Raw genomic sequence first — 19386 nt, 5'->3', positions numbered from 1 at the left:
TGTGAATTTATCAATAAGGAAGGCTCACTTGTACGTTTAAGCCGCCCTCTATTTTGTTATGTAAACTTATATGCCCTTGGTGCGCTTCTGCTATTTCTCTGCATAAAGCTAGCCCTAAACCACTCCCCGTACTTTTTGTAGAATAAAAGGGCACTAAAGCATTTGCCATTACTTGCTCGCTCATTCCTTTGCCGCAGTCACTCACATTTATAACACATGCTTGGGGTACAAACTCTACCTGAATATGTATTTCATTGGCGTTGGAACCTGACTCGTGTGAATTTTTTAATAGGTTTATGAGCAGCTGCTCGAGTTGTGTTTGATCAGCTTGTAATTCATTGTGTGAATTTTTTATTTCGTAGCTAAATTGCCAGTGGTTTTTTAAATTATTGAGTGTGTTTTGCCAGTTAACCCGCGTTTTTTGTGGCTGAGGTAATTTAGCAAACTTGCCATAGCCTTGTACAAATTCAGTTAAATGACTAATTCGCTCATCAATAGTTGCAAATACACGGGCAAGGCGAGGCTCATCAACTTTATTTGCGAGCAATTGTGCGCTGTGTAGCATGGATGACATAGGGCCGAGTGAATTATTTAATTCGTGGCTAATAATGCGTATTACTTTTTTCCACACGGCAACTTCTTGGCGACTAAGTTCACGGGTTAACTGTTTAAATATATATAAATGATGCTTTTGATTATTGAGGAAAAACTCCCCAGTGGCTAAATGCCAAGTTTGCGAGTCTTGATTCTCTATTTCTATATTAAAGAGGCCATCAATACCGTGCTCTATAGCTGCTACTAATTGCAGAGGCGAATTTTCGAGTAACTTACTTAGTTGCATACCTTCAAGGCGAGTTGCGCTATTAAATAAACTACGGCTAATTAAATTACTAAATACCACCGTATTATTATCATTGACCAGCAATAACGCTTGCGGCGAGCTTTGCAATACTTTATCAAGCATTAACTCGCGCTGGTAAATCCATTGTTTTTCTTGGCGAAGCTGTTTTGCGGTTTGATTATAAAGTTGGCATAGTTTTCCAAGTTCATCATTACTTTTATACGCAAGCAAACTGGAGAGCTCACCATCTTTAAAATTAAGTAATCCGGTTTCAAGCGATTGCATGCCAAGCTTTATTGGCTTGGTGAGAGCTCTTGAAAGCAGTGTGCTAAATGTAAGCGTTAGTAATATCAAAAACAGGGTGTAGTAAACATCCAAGTTACTTAGCGCGGCAATAATAACAACAGGCAGCGCGCTACAAAGCCCGCAAATTAATACAACCTTTTGGCTTAGGGTAAAGTTGCTAATAAAGTTTGGCATTAATAATCAATACCCATTTTTTGTAACCGTCTGTAAAGTGCTTGTCGGCTTAAACCAAATTCACGGGCCACTTTGGCTACAACACCTTGATGAGCGCGCATTGCGTGTTCTATTTCCTGCTTGGTCGGCTCTGCTTTTGCTTCTTGTTGAGCAGTAACCGGTGATGAAAGTGCAAAGTCATCGACTGTAAGCGTACCTTTAGGTTTTAGTACCGCTACGCGTTTACAAGCGTTTTCTAACTCTCGCACGTTACCTGGCCATTTGTAGTGTTGAAGTGCTTGCTCTGTGTTTATAGTCAGCTCTCGGTGAGGTAAAAAATGGCTAATAAGTGCTAAAACATCATCTTGTCTTTCGCTAAGGGCAGGCACATTCAGCTCAATTACATTAAGGCGATAGTATAAGTCTTCCCTAAATCGACCTTGTTCAATTGCTTGTAGTAAGTTTTCGTTAGTGGCCGATATAACGCGCACATTTACTTTTCGTGTTTGCGTTGAGCCTAAACGTTCAAACTCGCCGGTTTGTAGTACGCGTAGTAATTTTATTTGTCCTGAAAGTGGTAAATTACCAATTTCATCTAAAAATAACGTACCGCCATCAGCTGCTTCAAATCGACCAATACGTTGTTTAGTTATCCCCGTGTATGCGCCAGCTTCAGCGCCAAAAAGTTCGGCCTCTATAAGTTCTTGCGGTAATGCACCTGCGTTTACCTTAATAAAAGGTTGCGATACAAGTGGGGAGTTTTTTTGAATAATATGCGCAATACACTCTTTGCCACTCCCATTAGGGCCTGTAATTAATGCAGATATATCAGATTTAGCCACTTGTAGCGCCATAGTAACCAGTCGTTCCATCGCAGTACTTTTAAATATTAGCCCAGCAAGGTCTGCATTTTTAAATGTACCTTCACGTTCTTGTTGGTGGCGATTATGTGTCGCCACTATTTTTTTAGCACTGCCTAGCTCTATTAAGTTACCGATACAAACTAGTAGTTTTGCATCATCCCAGGGTTTTGGTAAGTAATCAGCAGCACCGGCTTTTACAAGCTCAATGGCGGTGGCAAGTTCGGTCCAGGCTGTAATAAGTATAATAGGGAGGTGTGAGTTTATTTCTCGTAGTTCATAAAACAAGGCTTTACCTTCTTCACCAGAGGTCGTGTCACTGGTAAAGTTCATGTCTTGAATTACAAGCTCAATTCGCTGATAGCGAACTATTTGCAGAGCATCAAACGGATTTGTTGCAGTGACTACCGAAAAGTCGTGGATCTCGAGCAACAATGAAAGTGCGTCGAGTACTGCTTGGTTATCATCAACAATGAGTATTTTATGAGTCATAGGTTATTTTTATAATTTTTTAATGGCTACACTGCCTTACTAAGCAGTGTAGCATAGTGATTTACATATTATTAAATAGTGCGAGTTGCGATACTGGGCGAAATATTAGCAGCGCGTTTAGCCGGCGCTAATACTGCAAGTAAACTCATTAAAAATACGGCAATGGCGGTAACGGCTATATAACTTGGCGGTAGTGCGGCTACAGAAAAATACTGCATTAACATTTTCCCAAGTAGTATTGCTGTTACTACCCCTAAGGCTAAACCTAGGCTACAAATTAATGCATTTTCTACTAAAAAGTAGCTAACAATAGCTGACTTTCTTGCGCCAAGTGCTCTGCGTGTACCAATTTGCTTAGTACGTTTGCTAATATTAAATAAGGTTAAGCCAAAAATACCGAGAGCGGTTATAAGCACTAAAATAGTGATTAATACTATGAGCATGCGCATCATTAGGCGATCTTGAGCGGTATACTCATTTTTTAATTCATCAAGCCCTTTAATGTTGTTAATAACGCGTTTGCTGTAATTTTCGAGCATAGCATTTTCTATTTCTTTCATTACAGCTGCTCGCTGACCAGGCTTAGTACGAACGGCAACTTGTGCATAACTTGCTGCTTTAATATAAGGAATAAACGCAAGATTATCGGGTTTACTGTCTTTGAGCCACGGGCCTTTCATTTTTCCGATCACGCCAATAACTTTAAGTGGTAGGTCACCAAAATAAACTATCTTTCCTAAACCATCTCCATCAGGGTAGAGCTCATCAAGTAAGGCTTTAGTGACTATAGTGACGTTGGTGCGCTTTTGTGTAATTTCGTTTGTAACGAGCACTTCATCTTCGGTAAAGTTTCGCCCTGCAATTAAGTTAACGCCGTAGGTATTAATTGCGTGGTCATCTATAAAAATATAAGCGGTCCTGACACTTAGGCCTTCTTGTGGAGCAGGTTTTAAATTAAAGCTCGAAGCGCTGCCACCCCCTGATAGCGGAATACTACTGCTTAATGCGGCATCAACTACGCCTGGCATTTTTCTAAGCATGCTTTCATCAAGCTCAAACTGCTGGCTTAAGTTAATATCAGTACCAAAGGTCATTACATTAAACTTAAATATATCTTGCTCAGGGTAGCCCGTTTCTTGGTTTAAATAGCTAATTCTATCTTGAATAATAAATGCAGCGTTACTGACTATAGCTGTGGTAATTGCAATTTGAATTAGTAGTAATACAGCGCCCACCTTTGAGCGGCATAAGGCGTTAAATATAGGTTTTATTTCTAACATTGTGACATTCCTTATTGGCTCTTAAGATAAATAGCAGGATTGGTTTTACACACTAACCAAGCTGGGTACAAACCAGCTAAAATGCAGGTTGTAATTGCAATCAATGGAGCGCTCAATAGCATGGTTAAATCCATTGTCGCTAAGTTTTCATAGTAGTCGTAGCTTTGCCCTACGCCCATTAAACCAAGTTGTGCTAGTACAATTCCTAGCATGCCACCTATAAAGCCAAGCATGGCAACCTCAACTAAGTGCTGTAAAAATATTTGCCTTTTACTAGCACCTAATGCACGTCTTACACCTACTTCTGGCGCTCTGCGTAAAAACTTAGCTAAAAGTAAACCTAAAATATTGGCTAAGCAGACACCTAAGAACATAAAGCTCAGGCCCACTAAAATTTTATTGTCTTCGGTGACGACGTTGTTGTATTGCATCCATTGGTTTACATCGCGAAGTTTATACTCAAGTTCTTTACGATTAAATCGACCACGTTTTTGTTGTTCTTGCATATAGGCTAATAAGTAATTTTGATAGGCTTGTTTTTGTTCAAGCGTATTTAGCTCTGCCCAAAACTGGATCCATACTTGTTCAGATTGCAGTTTATCTGCAAAGGTTGGTGTGTTTTCGTGTTTCCATCCATTGCTATTGCCCCAACTTACTAGCTCTTTTGTCTTTATTAAGCTAAAGGGCATAAATAACTCTTCTACTTGATTAAATGCACCGTTGTTTAAATCATAATATTTAATATTGAGAGGCCAATGGTTAATAACACCAACTACTTGATAGCTTGCATCATCTAAGTAAATCAGTTCTCCGACAGAGTTTTTTCCAGCAAATAGTTTATCGTTTATCTCTTGGGTAATAATAACCACAGGTGCGGCAGAGTCTTCTTGCTCTTTGCTCCAAGCCCCCCCGTATAAAAATGACAAATTAAACATGCTAAAAAAGTCAGGCGTTGTCATGCGAGCATTACCTATAAAAGGTTTTATTTTGTCGGAGTCTAGATAAACTGAAAAGCCGGTACGCATCATAGCCACTTTTTTCTCTGGCATGGGTGCGTTTAATAAGTTCTCAGCATCTTGATAGGTCAGTTGCAGTGGCATGTTATCTTCTGTCCACCACGTACTACCATCGTCCATTGTTTGTAATTGCACACTGTAAAGTTGGCTGCTTTTTTCTGGGATAGGATCGGCCGACATCATGTGATAAACACTAAGGCTGGTCATTGTTATGCCTATACCTATCGCAATGGCCAGTACCATTAAAAAGCTAACCAGTGGGGTGCGCTTGAAGCTGCGCCAACTTAAATCTAAATAATGAATAAACATTAGTTAAACCCCCGATGCTGTTTTTATAGTTTGCGCGCCTTGATAAAGTGTAAAGTCGGCAAGTTGCCCATCAACTACTTGAATATTACGCGGAGCACGGCGGGCTAATTCGCTATCATGCGTTACCATTACAATAGTGGCACCGTCGCGATTGATTTGTTCAAGTAACTCCATAACTTGGCGAGCCATTAAGCTGTCAAGGTTACCTGTTGGCTCATCGGCAAGTAAAAAACGAGGTTCACCGGCAAGCGCACGTGCTATTGCAACACGCTGTTGTTGACCACCAGAGAGTTGTTGAGGTAAGTGTTTAGCGCGAGATGCTAAACCAACTTGTTCAAGGCATTGCTCAATTCGACGTTTTCGCTCATTTGCTTTAATCCCTCTATAGCGAAGAGGAACTTCTATGTTTTCATATAAATTTAAATCGGGGATCAAATTAAAGCCTTGGAATATAAAGCCAATTTTTTGATTACGTAAATCAGCACGTTGGTTATCGTTTAGGCTGCCAACATTAACACCATCCAACAGGTATTCACCTTCGTTAAAAGGCTCGAGCATACCTGCAATATTTAAAAAGGTTGTTTTTCCTGAGCCGCTAGGACCGGTAACAGCAATAAATTCGCCTTCGTTTACTTGCAGGTTAAAGTCTCGAAGCGCATGGGTTTGTACCATTTCTGTTTGGTATACTTTACTTACATTGTTCATTTGTAACATGGTTGTTCCTAATTATTTTTAGCGTTGGTTGAGAACGTCTGTTTAATTTAATAAAATCGTGTTGGCTTGCTTAAAGTCGCTGTAGCTTGAAATAATAATCTCATCGTTTTCTTTTAGTCCACTTAAAAGCTCAACCGCATTAATGCTGGTAGCGCCTATTGTAATAGGTATACGCTTTGCAATATTGCCTTCTACCTTATAAGCAAAAATTCCGCCTTGCTGCATAAAAGCGCCGCGTTTTACCTGCATTACACCTTCTCGGTTGTCGAGTAAAATACGTGCAGTTAAGCGTTGGTTTTGACGGATGTTGTTAGTAACACCTTTAAACCGGACGCGTGCTGTTACTTCACGATTATTAACTTCTGGTGATATGGCGGATAAATTCCCCATCACTGTTTCATTGCCTAACTTAAGCTCTACTTCCATACCGAGTCCTAATTCGTTGGCGTAACTTTCAGGTACTTGAAGTTCCGCTTCGAAATTGCTTAAGTCGACGAGAGTCATAAGAGGTTGGCTTTGCGTCACTGCGGCTTTTTGTTGCACTAATAGGTTACCCACGATCCCAGTAACGGTAGCCTTAATAGATAGGTTGCTTACTTTTCTGATTAAATCATCAACGATAAGTTGTTGGCGGGTCACATCACTTTTAGCAGCTTGTAGTTCAAAGGCGAGCGTATCTTTGGCAAGCAATACCTCTTGTTGTGCATGTTTATATGAGAGCTTAGCTCGGGATAAATCATCAACTGCTTTTTCAAGATCAATTTGGCTAATTAAGTGCTTTTGAATTGATAACTGCGCCCGGCGATTTTCGCGCTCAGCGGCATTAAGCTCAACTTGTGCCATATCGAGTGTTTTATTTAAAGTGAGTGTTTGGCGTCTTGCTTGCAAATGCTGCCTTTGCTGCTCGCCTTGTAGTCTTTTAAGTACAGACTCCTGTTGCTTTAATTCGTTAGTTAACTCAGGGCTTTGCAGCAGGGCAAGTGTGTTGCCTTGCTTTACTGTATCGCCGGCCTTTACTTTTAAATCTATAAATCCACGTTCTGGACTGTAGATTTTAGGAGCATTAGCAGCAACAATTTTACCACTGGCGGCAATATCTCGAATGAGCGCTTTAACATGTACTTTTGCAACCTGTACTTTTGAGCGGCTAATAGAGCTTTTAGCGCTATGGTTAGTTAAAAAAATATAAGCAATTGTAGAGGCTGCAATGAAAATAACCGCAGTGATGATCGCGTATTTTTTATAGCTTATAGGTGCCTTTACTTGTACGTCTTGTGCGCTGGTATCTTTAATCATTTAATTCCCCCTACATTGCTTTTATGTATTTTTCGCACAGCATTAATAAAGCTGCTGTGCAAATGGCGGCAATAGGAGAGAGCAAAAATAAGCTTAGAGTAAACATGGTAATTCCAATTAGCGATTATATGTAAAGCTATACGATTAATATGCCAACTATTATCACATTGATATTAAAGTGCTTTTTATTTTTTGTTCTTGAAAATGATGTCCGCGGACAGTTTTTATGTCCGCATCGGACACCGCCTTAAATAAAAATTCACTATTAATGTACAAAAAAGGACATGAACTTTCATAACTATACTAATGAGCAGCAATAATCGGGGATGTTAAGCCATTAAAGTAATGAAATAGCATAAAACTATCTAAATGTTAACTGAATAGCCCTTCATGAGTTGAATACTTATTCACTTTTATTTACCTTTACGTTTACGTAAGCTGCAACTTTGGGCGCTTGTGTTTTTTACAATATGTTAAACTTGACACCAGTGTCATGAAAAAATAGTGGTTAAAATAACGCTAAATGTTAAAAATAATGATAAAAAGAAATCTTGCTATGAAGTGAGAAATATTCAAGAATGTGAATATGTATTCAAAGTGCTATTGACTCTATTTAAGATAGAGGCTAGTTTTGTCCGTCTGTTAGCAAATCGTCGAGCAGTTCATCCACGCTAACAGTGCAGCAAGGGGAGGGGTCTATGTTATACGACTCAAAGTTAGAAAAAGAAAATTGTGGCTTTGGCTTAATAGCCCAAGTTAATGGTCAAGCTAGTCATAGGCTTATTCGTACTGCTATTACGGGGCTTGATCGCATGCAGCACCGTGGCGGTATATCTGCCGATGGTAAAACAGGTGATGGCTGTGGTTTATTATTACAAAAACCAGATAGCTTTTTCCGTGCAATTGCCAGTGAACATAATTGGCACTTAGGCAAAAACTACGCAGTGGGTATGATATTTTTAAATTCAGACCCTGTTTTAGCACAAGCTGCAAAACAAATACTTAGCGAAGAATTAGAAAAAGAAACGCTAAATATTTTAGGTTGGCGTGTTGTACCAACCGACCCATCTATGTTGGGTCCTATTGCTGTACAGCAATTACCAGGTTTTGAACAAATTTTTGTTAGCGCGCCAGAAGGTTGGCGTTCTAAAGACTTAGAGCGTCGCTTATATGTAGCACGCCGCCGCGCTGAAAAGCGCATTGTTGATGATGAAGCTTTCTATATCGCAAGTCTATCTGGTTTGGTAACTATCTATAAAGGCTTAATGATGCCTGCGGATTTACCTAATTTTTACCTAGATTTAGCTGATATTCGTATGACGAGTGCGATTTGTGTTTTCCATCAGCGCTTTTCTACTAATACTCAGCCGCGTTGGCCTTTAGCTCAACCTTTCCGCTATTTAGCACACAATGGTGAAATTAATACTATTGAAGGTAACCGCCAGTGGGCACGCGCACGTTCTTATAAGTTTGCGTCACCGCTTATTCCTGATTTACAAAGCGCAGCGCCGTTTGTAAACGAAACCGGTTCTGATTCATCAAGCCTAGATAATATGCTTGAGCTATTTTTAGCTGGCGGCATGGATTTATTCCGCGCTATGCGTATGCTCGTTCCGCCTGCATGGCAAAAAAACCGTGCAATGGACGACGATTTACGTGCATTTTACGACTTTAACTCTATGCATATGGAACCATGGGATGGCCCGGCAGGTATTGTTATGTCGGATGGTCGTTTTGCGGCGTGTAACCTTGACCGTAATGGACTTCGCCCAGCACGTTATGTAATTACACAAGATGGTTTTATTACGCTTGCATCAGAAGTGGGTATTTGGGATTACACTGCCGATGAAGTGGTTGAAAAAGGCCGTGTTGGTCCAGGTGAATTATTAGTTATTGATACTAAACTTGGCAAAATCTGGCACTCGGATGAAATCGATCAGGATTTAAAATCTCGCCATCCTTACAAGTCATGGCTTGAAGAAAACGTTAAACGTTTAGTTCCATTTGAAGAACTTACTGAGCAAGACGCTGGTAATCGCTCATTTGATGACGAAACGCTAGCTAAATATCAAAAAATGTTTGGTTATACCAACGAAGAGCTTGATAGCGTTATTCGTGTAATGGGTGAAAACGGCCAAGAAGCGACAGGCTCAATGGGTGATGACACGCCATTTGCTGTGCTTAGTGAAGGGCATCGTTCACTTTATGATTACTTCCGCCAAAAATTTGCGCAAGTAACAAATCCACCTATCGATCCACTACGTGAAAACCATGTAATGTCGCTTGCAACCTGTATTGGTAGTGAGCAAAACGTATTTAACGAAACAACGGGCCACGCTAAGCGCCTACAGTTTGATACACCAATTTTAATGTACGCAGACATGCAGCAGCTATTAAATGCTGATGAAGCGCACTACAGCTACTGTAAAATTGATATTACCTACACAGTTGAAGAGGGTTTAGAAAACGCGGTTACGCGTATTTGTGACCAAGCACAAGAAAAAGCAGCTGCGGGCTGTATCATGCTTATTTTAACTGACCGTAACTTTGATGTAATAAATTTACCAATTCCAGCAGCTATGGCTGTAGGTGCGGTACAAAAACGCTTAGTTGATAACAACTTGCGCTGTGAATCAAATATTATCATTGAAACTGGCAGCGTGCGAGATGCGCACCAGTTTGCTGTGCTATTAGGTTTTGGTGCTACGGCAATTTATCCATACCTTGCGTATGAATCGTTAGTTGCGATGAGCGACAGCAAAATTATTGATAAGTCGTATTGCGAAGTGACCCTTGCTTATCGTAAAGCCATTAATAAAGGCTTATACAAAATTATGTCTAAAATGGGCATAAGTACGGTTGCGTCTTATCGTTGTTCAATGTTGTTTGAAGCGGTGGGATTATCTGATGCGATTATTGAAATGTGCTTTAAAGGCGTTGCAAGTCGTATACAAGGTGCATGCTTTACTGACTTTGATGAAGATCAGCAAAGTTTGCACAAACTTGCTTTAAGTAAGCGTAAATTATTAAGCCACGGCGGTTTATTTAAGTACGTTCACGGTGGTGAGTATCATGCTTATAATCCAGATGTTATTCAAACCCTGCAAAAAGCGGTTCGTTCAGGTGATTATAAGGACTACAGTGCGTACGCTGATTTAGTTAATAATCGTCCAATAGCGACTTTGCGCGATATGTTAGCGCTTAAACTACCTGAGCAAGGTATAAGCATCGATGAAGTAGAGTCTGCAGAAAACCTATACAAGCGTTTTGACTCAGCAGCAATGAGTATTGGTGCGTTATCACCAGAAGCGCATGAGGCGCTAGCAATTGCAATGAACCGCTTAGGTGGTTGTTCAAACTCTGGTGAAGGCGGTGAAGATAAACTGCGTTATGGTACAGAGAAAAACTCGCGTATTAAACAAGTCGCTTCAGGTCGATTTGGAGTAACGCCTCATTACTTACGCAGTGCTGACGTTATTCAAATTAAAGTAGCGCAAGGTGCAAAACCAGGCGAAGGTGGACAATTACCGGGTGAAAAAGTAACGCCGTATATTGCTAAGCTTCGTTATTCGGTACCAGGTGTTACGTTAATTTCGCCACCACCGCATCACGATATTTACTCAATTGAAGATTTAGCACAGCTAATTTTCGATTTAAAACAAGTAAACCCTAAAGCACTTATTTCTGTAAAACTTGTTTCAGAGCCTGGTGTGGGAACCATTGCAACAGGTGTTGCTAAAGCATATGCCGATTTAATTACTATTTCTGGCTACGACGGCGGTACAGGCGCAAGCCCACTTACTTCTGTTAAATATGCGGGTAGCCCATGGGAGCTTGGACTTGCTGAAACACAGCAAGCACTAGTTGAAAATGGCCTTCGTCATCGCATTCGCCTGCAAACAGATGGTGGCTTAAAAACAGGTTTAGATATTATTAAAGCAGCAATTTTAGGTGCTGAAAGCTTTGGTTTTGGTACTGGTCCAATGGTTGCCCTTGGGTGTAAATACTTACGTATTTGTCACTTAAATAACTGTGCGACCGGTGTTGCAACACAAGACGAAACACTTCGTCAAAAGCATTATCACGGCTTACCAGAAATGGCGATGAACTACTTTAAGTTTATAGCGCAAGAAGCGCGTGAAATTATGGCTAGCCTAGGCGTTGCAAATTTAACTGACTTAATTGGCCGTTTAGATTTATTAGAAGAAATTGAAGGCAAAACTGCAAAGCAGAAGAAAATTGATTTATCGTCTGTTATTGCTCAGCCGAACAACCCAACTGGCGAAACACTGTATTGTAGTGCGCCTAACAGTTCGCATTACCTAGGTAAGTTAAACGAAAGTTTATTAGCTAAAGCGCAAGAGGCAATTGATACGTCAAGCGGTATCTCGCTTGTGAGTCGTATTTGTAATACTGACCGCTCTGTAGGTGCAATGCTTTCGGGTTATATTGCTGATAAACACGGTAATCAAGGTATGGCGGCAGACCCAGTAGCAATTGAATTACACGGTACGGCGGGTCAATCGTTTGGTGTTTGGAATGCCGGTGGTCTTGAAATGACATTGGTTGGCGATGCTAACGATTACGTAGGTAAAGGCATGGCTGGTGGTAAGTTAGTGATTCGTCCACCACTTGGCTCATCTTTTGAAAGCCATAAAGCAACCATTGCCGGAAACACATGCTTGTACGGCGCTACAGGCGGAAAACTGTTTGCAGCGGGTTGTGCCGGTGAGCGCTTTGCAGTTCGTAACTCAGGTGTGCAAGCGGTTGTTGAAGGTGTAGGTGACAACGGTTGTGAATACATGACCGGTGGCGTTGTGTGTGTACTTGGTAATGTAGGTGTTAACTTTGGCGCGGGTATGACTGGTGGTTTTGCTTATATTTTAGATGAGCGAAATGATTTTGAAAAACGCATTAATCCAGAGCTTGTAGAAATAGTAACACTAGACGAATTAACGTCGCATCAAGAACATTTACGCGGCTTAATTGCTGAGCATTTAGAGCTTACGGGTTCGTGCAGAGCAGAAAGCATTTTAGCTAACTTTGAACTGTACTTACCGATGTTCAAATTAGTAAAACCAAAATCAAGCGACGTAAAAAGTTTACTCGGGCATCGCGCTCGCAGTAGTGCCGAACTACGTGTTCAGGCGCAATAAGGGGGCAGTATGAGCGAAAATGTATATCAATTTATAGACGTGCAGCGTGTAGACCCACGCAAAAAACCAATCTCGTCACGTAAAAAATCTTTCGTAGAAATTTACGAACCCTTTTCAGAGAATCAGGTTAACTCACAAGCTGATCGTTGTTTAGATTGTGGTAACCCGTATTGTGAGTGGAAGTGCCCAGTACATAACTACATTCCACAATGGTTAAAGTTAATACGCACAGGTCGTATTATAGAGGCAGCAGAGCTTTCTCATCGTACAAATAGCTTACCAGAGGTTTGTGGGCGTGTTTGCCCACAAGACCGTTTGTGTGAAGGTTCGTGTACATTAGATGAAGAGTTTGGCGCGGTTACAATTGGTAATATTGAAAAATACATTACCGATGAGGCATTTAAAATGGGCTGGAAGCCTGATATGTCTTATGTAACTTGGACCGACAAAAAAGTAGCTATTATTGGTGCAGGCCCAGCTGGTTTAGGGTGTGCTGATATTTTAGTTCGTAACGGCGTAAAACCAGTAGTGTTTGATCGTCACCCAGAAATTGGCGGACTACTCACGTTTGGTATTCCTTCTTTTAAACTTGAAAAAGAAGTGATGCAAAAGCGCCGTGAAATTTTCACTGAAATGGGCGTGGAGTTTAAGTTAAATGTTGAAGTAGGTGTTGATATTACGCTTGATCAAATTTTAGCTGATTACGACGCCGTATTTTTAGGAGTTGGTACGTATCAAAGTATGCGTGCAGGTCTTGAAAATGAAGATGCACCAGGTGTTCACGATGCACTCCCGTTCTTGATTGGTAACACTAACCGTGTAATGGGCTATGACGAGACTAAGCAGCCGTGTATTGATATGGCTAACCAAAAAGTAGTTGTACTTGGTGGTGGTGATACAGCGATGGACTGTGTGCGTACGTCTATTCGTCAAAATGCTGCAAAAGTAACGTGTGCTTATCGTCGTGATAAAGAAAATATGCCTGGTTCTAAACGTGAAGTTAAAAACGCCAAAGAAGAAGGCGTTATATTTACCTATAACGTTCAGCCTAAAGGCATTGTATTGAATGATAAAGGTAAAGTAACTGGCGTTAGAATGGTTAAAACTAAATTAGGCGAACCTGACGCAAATGGCAGAAGTCGTGCTGAAGAAGTACCTGGTTCAGAGCATGTGATAGAAGCTGACCAAGTTATTATGGCATTTGGTTTCCAGCCTCACAAAATGGATTGGTTAGAAAAATACGATGTAGAAATAAATCACTGGGGCGGCATTAATGCACCAGAACAGGGTGAATTTACACATCAAACAACGAACCCTAAAATATTTGCTGGTGGCGATATTGTGCGTGGTTCAGATTTAGTGGTAACCGCTATTTTTGAAGGACGTAATGCTGCAGAAGGTATTATGGATTACTTAAAAGTTTAATTGTTCGTATTAATAAAATAAATAAGAAGCAAGCCAACTGGCTTGCTTTTTTTATTGTTTTATTCGAATGTAATGTCAACGTAGTTAGCCACAAACGGTATTATATTAATATCACCTGTAGCATAGCTTTCTTTAGCGACACCTTGAGTTTTTACCTTTAGAGTACTACCAAGAGGGATTATTATGCTTTAGTGTGGGTGAGCTTGTTTCGAGCTAAATACGGATGCTTAGGGCATCTATTAAGCAGCCTTGAGGGTTAATTCATACATCAAACTTTACGCTTTACTTAACCAACACAAGGGTACAGGCATATACTTATAGCAACTCGATTTTTTTGGATTTTCAGTAGTACTAGCTAACGTTATTTGGCCATAATCTGTAGCTTCTTTTGTTGCTTAATATGCTATAACTCTTGTTTGCATCGTTGTATAAATACTTTGATTTGAAGAGTTAATTGATTGGTTGCTTGGCTCAATACATATATACAGTACCGTTAACACCATCTTTAACTACGTGTGTTATATCACTACTTTAACTATTACTAGTACTATTAGTGCGGGTAGTGTGGGAATAAAAAAGTAAACTTATTTATTTTTTAACCCTTAATATTATTGCATTATCCCTAACAAAGGTAAGTAATGGTTAAAGTATTCGCTTTTATCAACCCGAAATAACTAATCTTAAGAGTTGATTTAAATATAAAGTTGGTCCATTATCGCACGCTGTTTACGGTTTGCTTACTTTTTGTCTACAAGTAAGCTTTTATATATTAATAAAATAAATAGAAATTATGTACGAATATTCAAACAAGTCGGAAAGGAAACTCATTGTTCGATTCTTCTCTTCAATAGGGTTTATAGCAACGTTTTCTATGGCTAGCTTAGCATTTATTAATAGCAGTTATTTATTAGCGTGTACCTTGGTTGTTTCTTCGTTTGTTTATTTATTGGCATTTAGCATAAGTAGGGGAGTAGAGAAGTCAGGCACTATAATTTTATACAACCTTTATGCACTAATGTTTTACCTAGTCCTCACTGGTGGAGCACAAGGAACAGGGCCTATATGGATATTCATAGTGTCTCCTGTTACTTATTCAATACGCGGACTTAAGCGAGGTACATTTGATATAATTTTGTTTTTATTAGCGATTGTTTTAGGCTTTTACTGCGCTGATACATTCAATATATATGACTATAGTCCGGAACAGTTTCCTATCAGAATTATACTCGCTTTTATAATTGTCGCGTCGCTGAGTGGCTACTACGAGTTTTCAAGAGAAAAATACAGCAGTAAAATAATTGCTTTGAGTCAAAAGAATGAATTCTTAGCAACTATAGATCCACTCACCAACCTGCCAAACCGTCGCTATACCATGAATAAGCTTGTGGCTTTTAAAAGTGAGCTGAAAGATAATAATACTCCCTTTGTAATTTTATTAGCTGATGTAGATAATTTTAAAAAGATTAATGATCAATTCGGCCATGATTTTGGCGATGAAGCACTTATTCAGTTAGCTAAAACCTTTGATAAAAGTATTCCAAAAAATGCGATTGCATCACGTTGGGGCGGAGAGGAGTTTTTAATTGTTATCCCAAATGCAACAGTTGAGCAGGGGGAGCAAGTTGCAGAAAAAATCCACAACGCCCTTGAAGCTTCAGCTGTGAGCTTATTTTCAGATAGTACCAATATTACGCTAAGTATTGGTGTTATCTCTGCAAGTGCCGAACGCTCAATTGATCTTGATATCAAGCGTGCTGATGAACTACTTTATAAAGCAAAAGCGCAAGGTAAAAACAGAACGTGTTCTTCTTAAAAGTTTATCTACTTTAATCCATTGAAAACGAATCAAGTGATGGCTTTATTTTAGCCTTTCTGCGCTTTACGCTCATGTAACACATTGCATTACAGGCAATCTGCATTGTAATTAATAGCCAATAACTGATGCCTAAGTCACTTAGGTTATTTATTTTTTCGCTAGTAAAGTAATAGGCTACGGCGATTATCTGAAGAACTAAAAAGCTATTTAAAAAACTCAGTAAACGCTGTTTAAAGTAAGTATGCTTATATTTACTAAAAATTATTAAACAGCTGCTTAGCGCTAATAAAAACCAACTTAAAATGATACAAAAATTAACTAAAGTACTGTGCATTATTTAATCCTTCAAAGCTCTATTAACCAATATTAGGCATGGGCCATTATTAGTTCTTTAGCATTCGCTTTAGCTGTTTTACTAATATTATCACCACCAAGTAAGCGAGCTATTTCATTAATACGACCATCTTTATTCAAAGGCAGCATATGAGTGAACGTTTCGCCTTGAGCTATTTCTTTAGCTACAAAAAATTGTTGGTGTGCGCTACTAGCAACTTGCGGTAAATGAGTAACACAAATCACTTGAGTAGACTTACCTAACTGGCGCAATAGTTTGCCTACGGCTGATGCTGTAGGGCCAGAAATACCTACATCAACTTCATCAAAAATAAGCGTTGGGGTTGTTACTTTTTGGGCAATAATTACCTGTATAGCAAGGCTAATTCGCGAAAGCTCACCACCTGAGGCTACTTTAGCTAACGGCTGAAGTGGCTGCCCCGGATTAGTTGATACTAAAAACGACACATTATCGTACCCTAAGCTATTAGGTGCGCGGCTACTCTCTTGAGTTAAAGCTATTTCAAATACACCGTTTTCCATCGATAAATTAGCCATGCTTTCACTTATTAGTGTGTTAAGTGTATTCGCATACACATAGCGACTTTTACTTAGTTCATCGGCAGCTTGCTTATAACTAATTAACGCGCTTTCTATTTCTGACTCTAGTTGCTCCAGACGATTACTATTATTACTTATTGACTCAAGCTCCTGAGCAATCGATTGATGAAACTCAACTAGCTGCTGTGGTTTTATGTGATGCTTACGCGCTAAATCCATCGCACCGCTTAGTCTATTTTCTACTTCACCTAAACGAGCAGGATCTAAATCTGCTTGCTCAGTATAATTTCGAACTTCACGGCTTGCTTCTTCAACTTGTACTGCGGCTTCACTAAGGAGCGCTGCTACGTCCGCTAAGCTTTCGTCGTATTGAGCCAGCTCAGCGAATTGTTGGGCACTGTGCTGCAGCATTGAACAAGCATTTTGTTCATCACTTTCATATAAGTATTGTAATTCACGTTGGCACGATTCTAATATTGTTTGGCTATTACTAAGTTTGTAATGCTCGGCCTCAATTAAATCAAACTCACCTTCTTGTAAGGCAAACTCATCGAGCTCTGCAACTTGGTATTCTAACAATTGTTTTTGCGCTGCTTGTTGCTGCTGTTGTTGTTCTAAATGTTTAAATTCTTTTTGTAAGTTAGCAAACTGTTTATAGTTGTTATTTACATCATTTACTAAGTGGTGATGTCCTGCATAAGCATCTAAAAGCTGTAACTGATGCTCAGCTTTTAATAAGTGTTGGTGGGCATGTTGTCCATGAATAGATATTAAATATTGACCAAGTTCTTTTAATTGTGATGCGGTAACGGCACTGCCATTAATATAGCTTTTACTGCGTCCATTTTTGCAAACAACACGACGCAATAAACATTCATTATCGTCATTGTTTAGCATATGTTGCTCTAAAAACGATTGAGCTAGCGGTAAATCTGTTAGGTCAAATTGAGCGCATACTTCTGCTTTATCAGAGCTTGGGCGCACTGCTGATGCTTCAGCTCGTTCACCTAAACATAATGATAGCGCATCAATAGCAATAGATTTACCAGCACCTGTCTCGCCAGTGATCGCGGTCATACCGCTGCGCCATTCTGTGCTTAAATTACTAACAATTGCAAAATTTTTAACTTCTAAACCAATTAACATACTGTTTATCCATCCAGTCAATTAACTGTTAATTTATACAGTGTTTTGGTTTTTTGCAAATTAATTTTTTATTATTTATGCAACGCTTACATCTTGAGTAAATTGTGTATCAGAAGTTTTTGGAGAGGTATCAATTTGATCATCAACAATATCAGTAGCTTGTATAATGTCTTCGGTTTTAAGTAGCCCGATAAGTGGAGGTAAAGTATTTAGGTAAAAACTCTTATTGTATAAAATTCCTTGCTGAGGTAACTCAGATACAAAGTACTGTATATTATCAATCAATGGCTGGATTATATTCGTTTGATTAGTTTTAATTAACTCGTTGGACAACGTATTAATTAGTAGGTCAGCGGTATCTTCAAGTTGTTGCAAATTCTCGTCTGTATGCGATTGCACAACAAAAAAATTATTTACAATAGCTTGAATACGAGGAACGTATTTTGGGCGAATTATTTTAGCATCAAGAAGATCATTAAGCTTTGCTTTAAGGCGTGAATTTACATGCGAAACACGTTCATTAAATAGCTTTTTTCTAGCTTCGATTGCTTTTTTGCGATTACTCTCAATTTTGAGGTAACTGTATAAAAGTGTAATTAATAGCAGTAAAGCAAAGAATACTACATAAGTCATTGCTACTCGTTCCTAAATTATTTGATTATTATTTTAAGCCGCCATTTTGCTTTATAGTACTAAATTTGGCAATAAAATTAGTACAAACGACTACCCCAATTTAGTTTTGTACGTAAAACGTTGTAGTACGAGTAATTTTTTGGATGAATTAAGCGCAATTGTTTATCCGCTTTTTTAATTACTACCTCATCGCCGGGTAATACGGCAAGCACAACATGGCTGTCGCAACTTACTTGTAAGCTATCTGTATTTTCTAGGCTTAGCTTTAAGCGTACTTCGTTATCGGCATCGACCACTAAAGGTCTGCTAGATAAGGTATGAGGAAACATAGGCACTAACGATATTGCATTTAGCTCTGGCGTTAAAATTGGCCCGCCACCTGAAAGTGAATATGCCGTAGAGCCAGTAGGGGTTGATACTATTAAACCGTCAGAGCGCTGAGAAAACACAAAGTCATTATTTATAAAAGCTTCAAACTCAATCATATGCGCTACTTTATCGGCATGAAGTACCGCTTCGTTAACGGCAGAATTTGCACTCTTTAATTCGTTGTGGCGATATACTTCTACTTCTAATAAAAAGCGTTTTTCTTCAAGGTACTCACCACTGAGGACTTGCTCTAAGCTCGCTTCAAACCCTTCAGGGTTTAAATCAGTTAAAAAGCCAAGGTTACCTCTATTTACTCCAATTACAGCAATGTTAAAGCGCGCAAGCACGCGTGCAGCACCAAGCATGTTACCGTCACCGCCTACAACAATAGCTAAATCGGCTTGTTCTCCTAAGTCGACTAACTTAACAAGTTTGTCATGCGGGATATCGTCTAATTGACTCCCTGTGCGTTTTTCTACTATTACCTCAAAACCAAGCGCAAGTAAAAATGTATGTAAGCGCTGAAGGGTAGCAGCGGCTCCCGGGTGATTAGGTTTGCCAATTAGGCCAATGGTATTAAAAGGAGAGTCCATAATGTACGCACAAAAAGATTTAATAATTGTAGAGTAACTCAAAACAGAAGTGTTTGAAAATACAGATTATAGCAATATTATAAACCT

Annotated in this window: 13 protein-coding genes; 3 read left to right on the top strand and 10 right to left on the bottom strand. The window is 39.4% G+C overall.

Annotated features, from left to right (window positions below; genetic code table 11):
* Positions 1-10 precede the first annotated feature (10 nt).
* From H5120_RS02715 to H5120_RS02690, 6 genes are all read right to left on the bottom strand, one after another.
* Positions 11-1321 (bottom strand): PAS domain-containing sensor histidine kinase, encoded by a 1311-nt coding sequence (locus H5120_RS02715; RefSeq protein WP_182673519.1) that lies wholly within the window; start codon positions 1319-1321, stop codon positions 11-13.
* On the bottom strand, positions 1321-2652 hold the full coding sequence (locus tag H5120_RS02710) for a sigma-54 dependent transcriptional regulator (RefSeq protein ID WP_182673518.1): 1332 nt from the start codon (positions 2650-2652) through the stop codon (positions 1321-1323). The genes H5120_RS02715 and H5120_RS02710 overlap by 1 nt, the downstream gene beginning before the upstream one ends.
* A 71-nt stretch (positions 2653-2723) precedes the next feature.
* Entirely contained in the window at positions 2724-3932 is a 1209-nt protein-coding gene (locus tag H5120_RS02705; RefSeq protein ID WP_182673517.1) for an ABC transporter permease, read from the bottom strand.
* Positions 3933-3943: 11 nt separating this feature from the next.
* Entirely contained in the window at positions 3944-5257 is a 1314-nt protein-coding gene (locus H5120_RS02700; protein ID WP_182673516.1) for an ABC transporter permease, read from the bottom strand.
* A 3-nt stretch (positions 5258-5260) separates the two neighbouring features.
* Positions 5261-5971: an ABC transporter ATP-binding protein gene (locus H5120_RS02695; RefSeq protein WP_004335374.1), complete on the bottom strand. Its 711-nt coding sequence runs from the start codon at positions 5969-5971 to the stop codon at positions 5261-5263.
* A gap of 42 nt (positions 5972-6013) precedes the next feature.
* Positions 6014-7267, bottom strand: a complete 1254-nt coding sequence (locus H5120_RS02690; RefSeq protein ID WP_182673515.1) for an efflux RND transporter periplasmic adaptor subunit — start codon at positions 7265-7267, stop codon at positions 6014-6016.
* 698 nt (positions 7268-7965) lie between these two features.
* On the opposite strand from H5120_RS02690, the gene gltB reads away from it, so the two are divergent.
* The 3 genes from gltB to H5120_RS02675 all read left to right on the top strand — a co-directional run bounded on the left by gltB (position 7966) and on the right by H5120_RS02675 (position 15661).
* On the top strand, positions 7966-12423 hold the full coding sequence (gltB, locus tag H5120_RS02685; protein ID WP_182673514.1) for a glutamate synthase large subunit: 4458 nt from the start codon (positions 7966-7968) through the stop codon (positions 12421-12423).
* 9 nt (positions 12424-12432) lie between these two features.
* Positions 12433-13848 (top strand): FAD-dependent oxidoreductase, encoded by a 1416-nt coding sequence (locus H5120_RS02680; RefSeq protein ID WP_004335378.1) that lies wholly within the window; start codon positions 12433-12435, stop codon positions 13846-13848.
* A 790-nt stretch (positions 13849-14638) separates the two neighbouring features.
* Positions 14639-15661, top strand: a complete 1023-nt coding sequence (locus H5120_RS02675) for a GGDEF domain-containing protein (protein WP_404936167.1) — start codon at positions 14639-14641, stop codon at positions 15659-15661.
* Positions 15662-15674: 13 nt separating this feature from the next.
* Here the strand turns inward: H5120_RS02675 and H5120_RS02670 are convergent, their stop codons facing one another.
* The 4 genes from H5120_RS02670 to nadK all read right to left on the bottom strand — a co-directional run bounded on the left by H5120_RS02670 (position 15675) and on the right by nadK (position 19299).
* The gene (locus H5120_RS02670) at positions 15675-15998 is read right to left on the bottom strand and encodes a hypothetical protein (RefSeq protein WP_182673512.1); all 324 of its coding nucleotides are present in this window, start codon (positions 15996-15998) and stop codon (positions 15675-15677) included.
* A gap of 32 nt (positions 15999-16030) precedes the next feature.
* Positions 16031-17704: a DNA repair protein RecN gene (gene recN, locus H5120_RS02665; RefSeq protein ID WP_182673511.1), complete on the bottom strand. Its 1674-nt coding sequence runs from the start codon at positions 17702-17704 to the stop codon at positions 16031-16033.
* 75 nt (positions 17705-17779) lie between these two features.
* Positions 17780-18337 carry a hypothetical protein gene (locus H5120_RS02660; RefSeq protein ID WP_024597393.1) on the bottom strand — a complete coding sequence of 186 codons (558 nt, stop codon included), beginning with the start codon at positions 18335-18337 and terminating at the stop codon, positions 17780-17782.
* A gap of 77 nt (positions 18338-18414) precedes the next feature.
* Positions 18415-19299, bottom strand: coding sequence for an NAD(+) kinase (gene nadK, locus H5120_RS02655; RefSeq protein ID WP_004335384.1), 885 nt, complete (start codon positions 19297-19299; stop codon positions 18415-18417).
* Between the last annotated feature and the right edge of the window lie 87 nt (positions 19300-19386).

Origin of the sequence: Pseudoalteromonas sp. SR43-2, from assembly GCF_014163885.1 — a bacterium.
GTDB lineage: Bacteria > Pseudomonadota > Gammaproteobacteria > Enterobacterales > Alteromonadaceae > Pseudoalteromonas > Pseudoalteromonas distincta.
The sequence above is the reverse complement of the archived record's forward strand: the minus strand, read 5'-3'. Positions and strand labels throughout refer to the sequence as shown.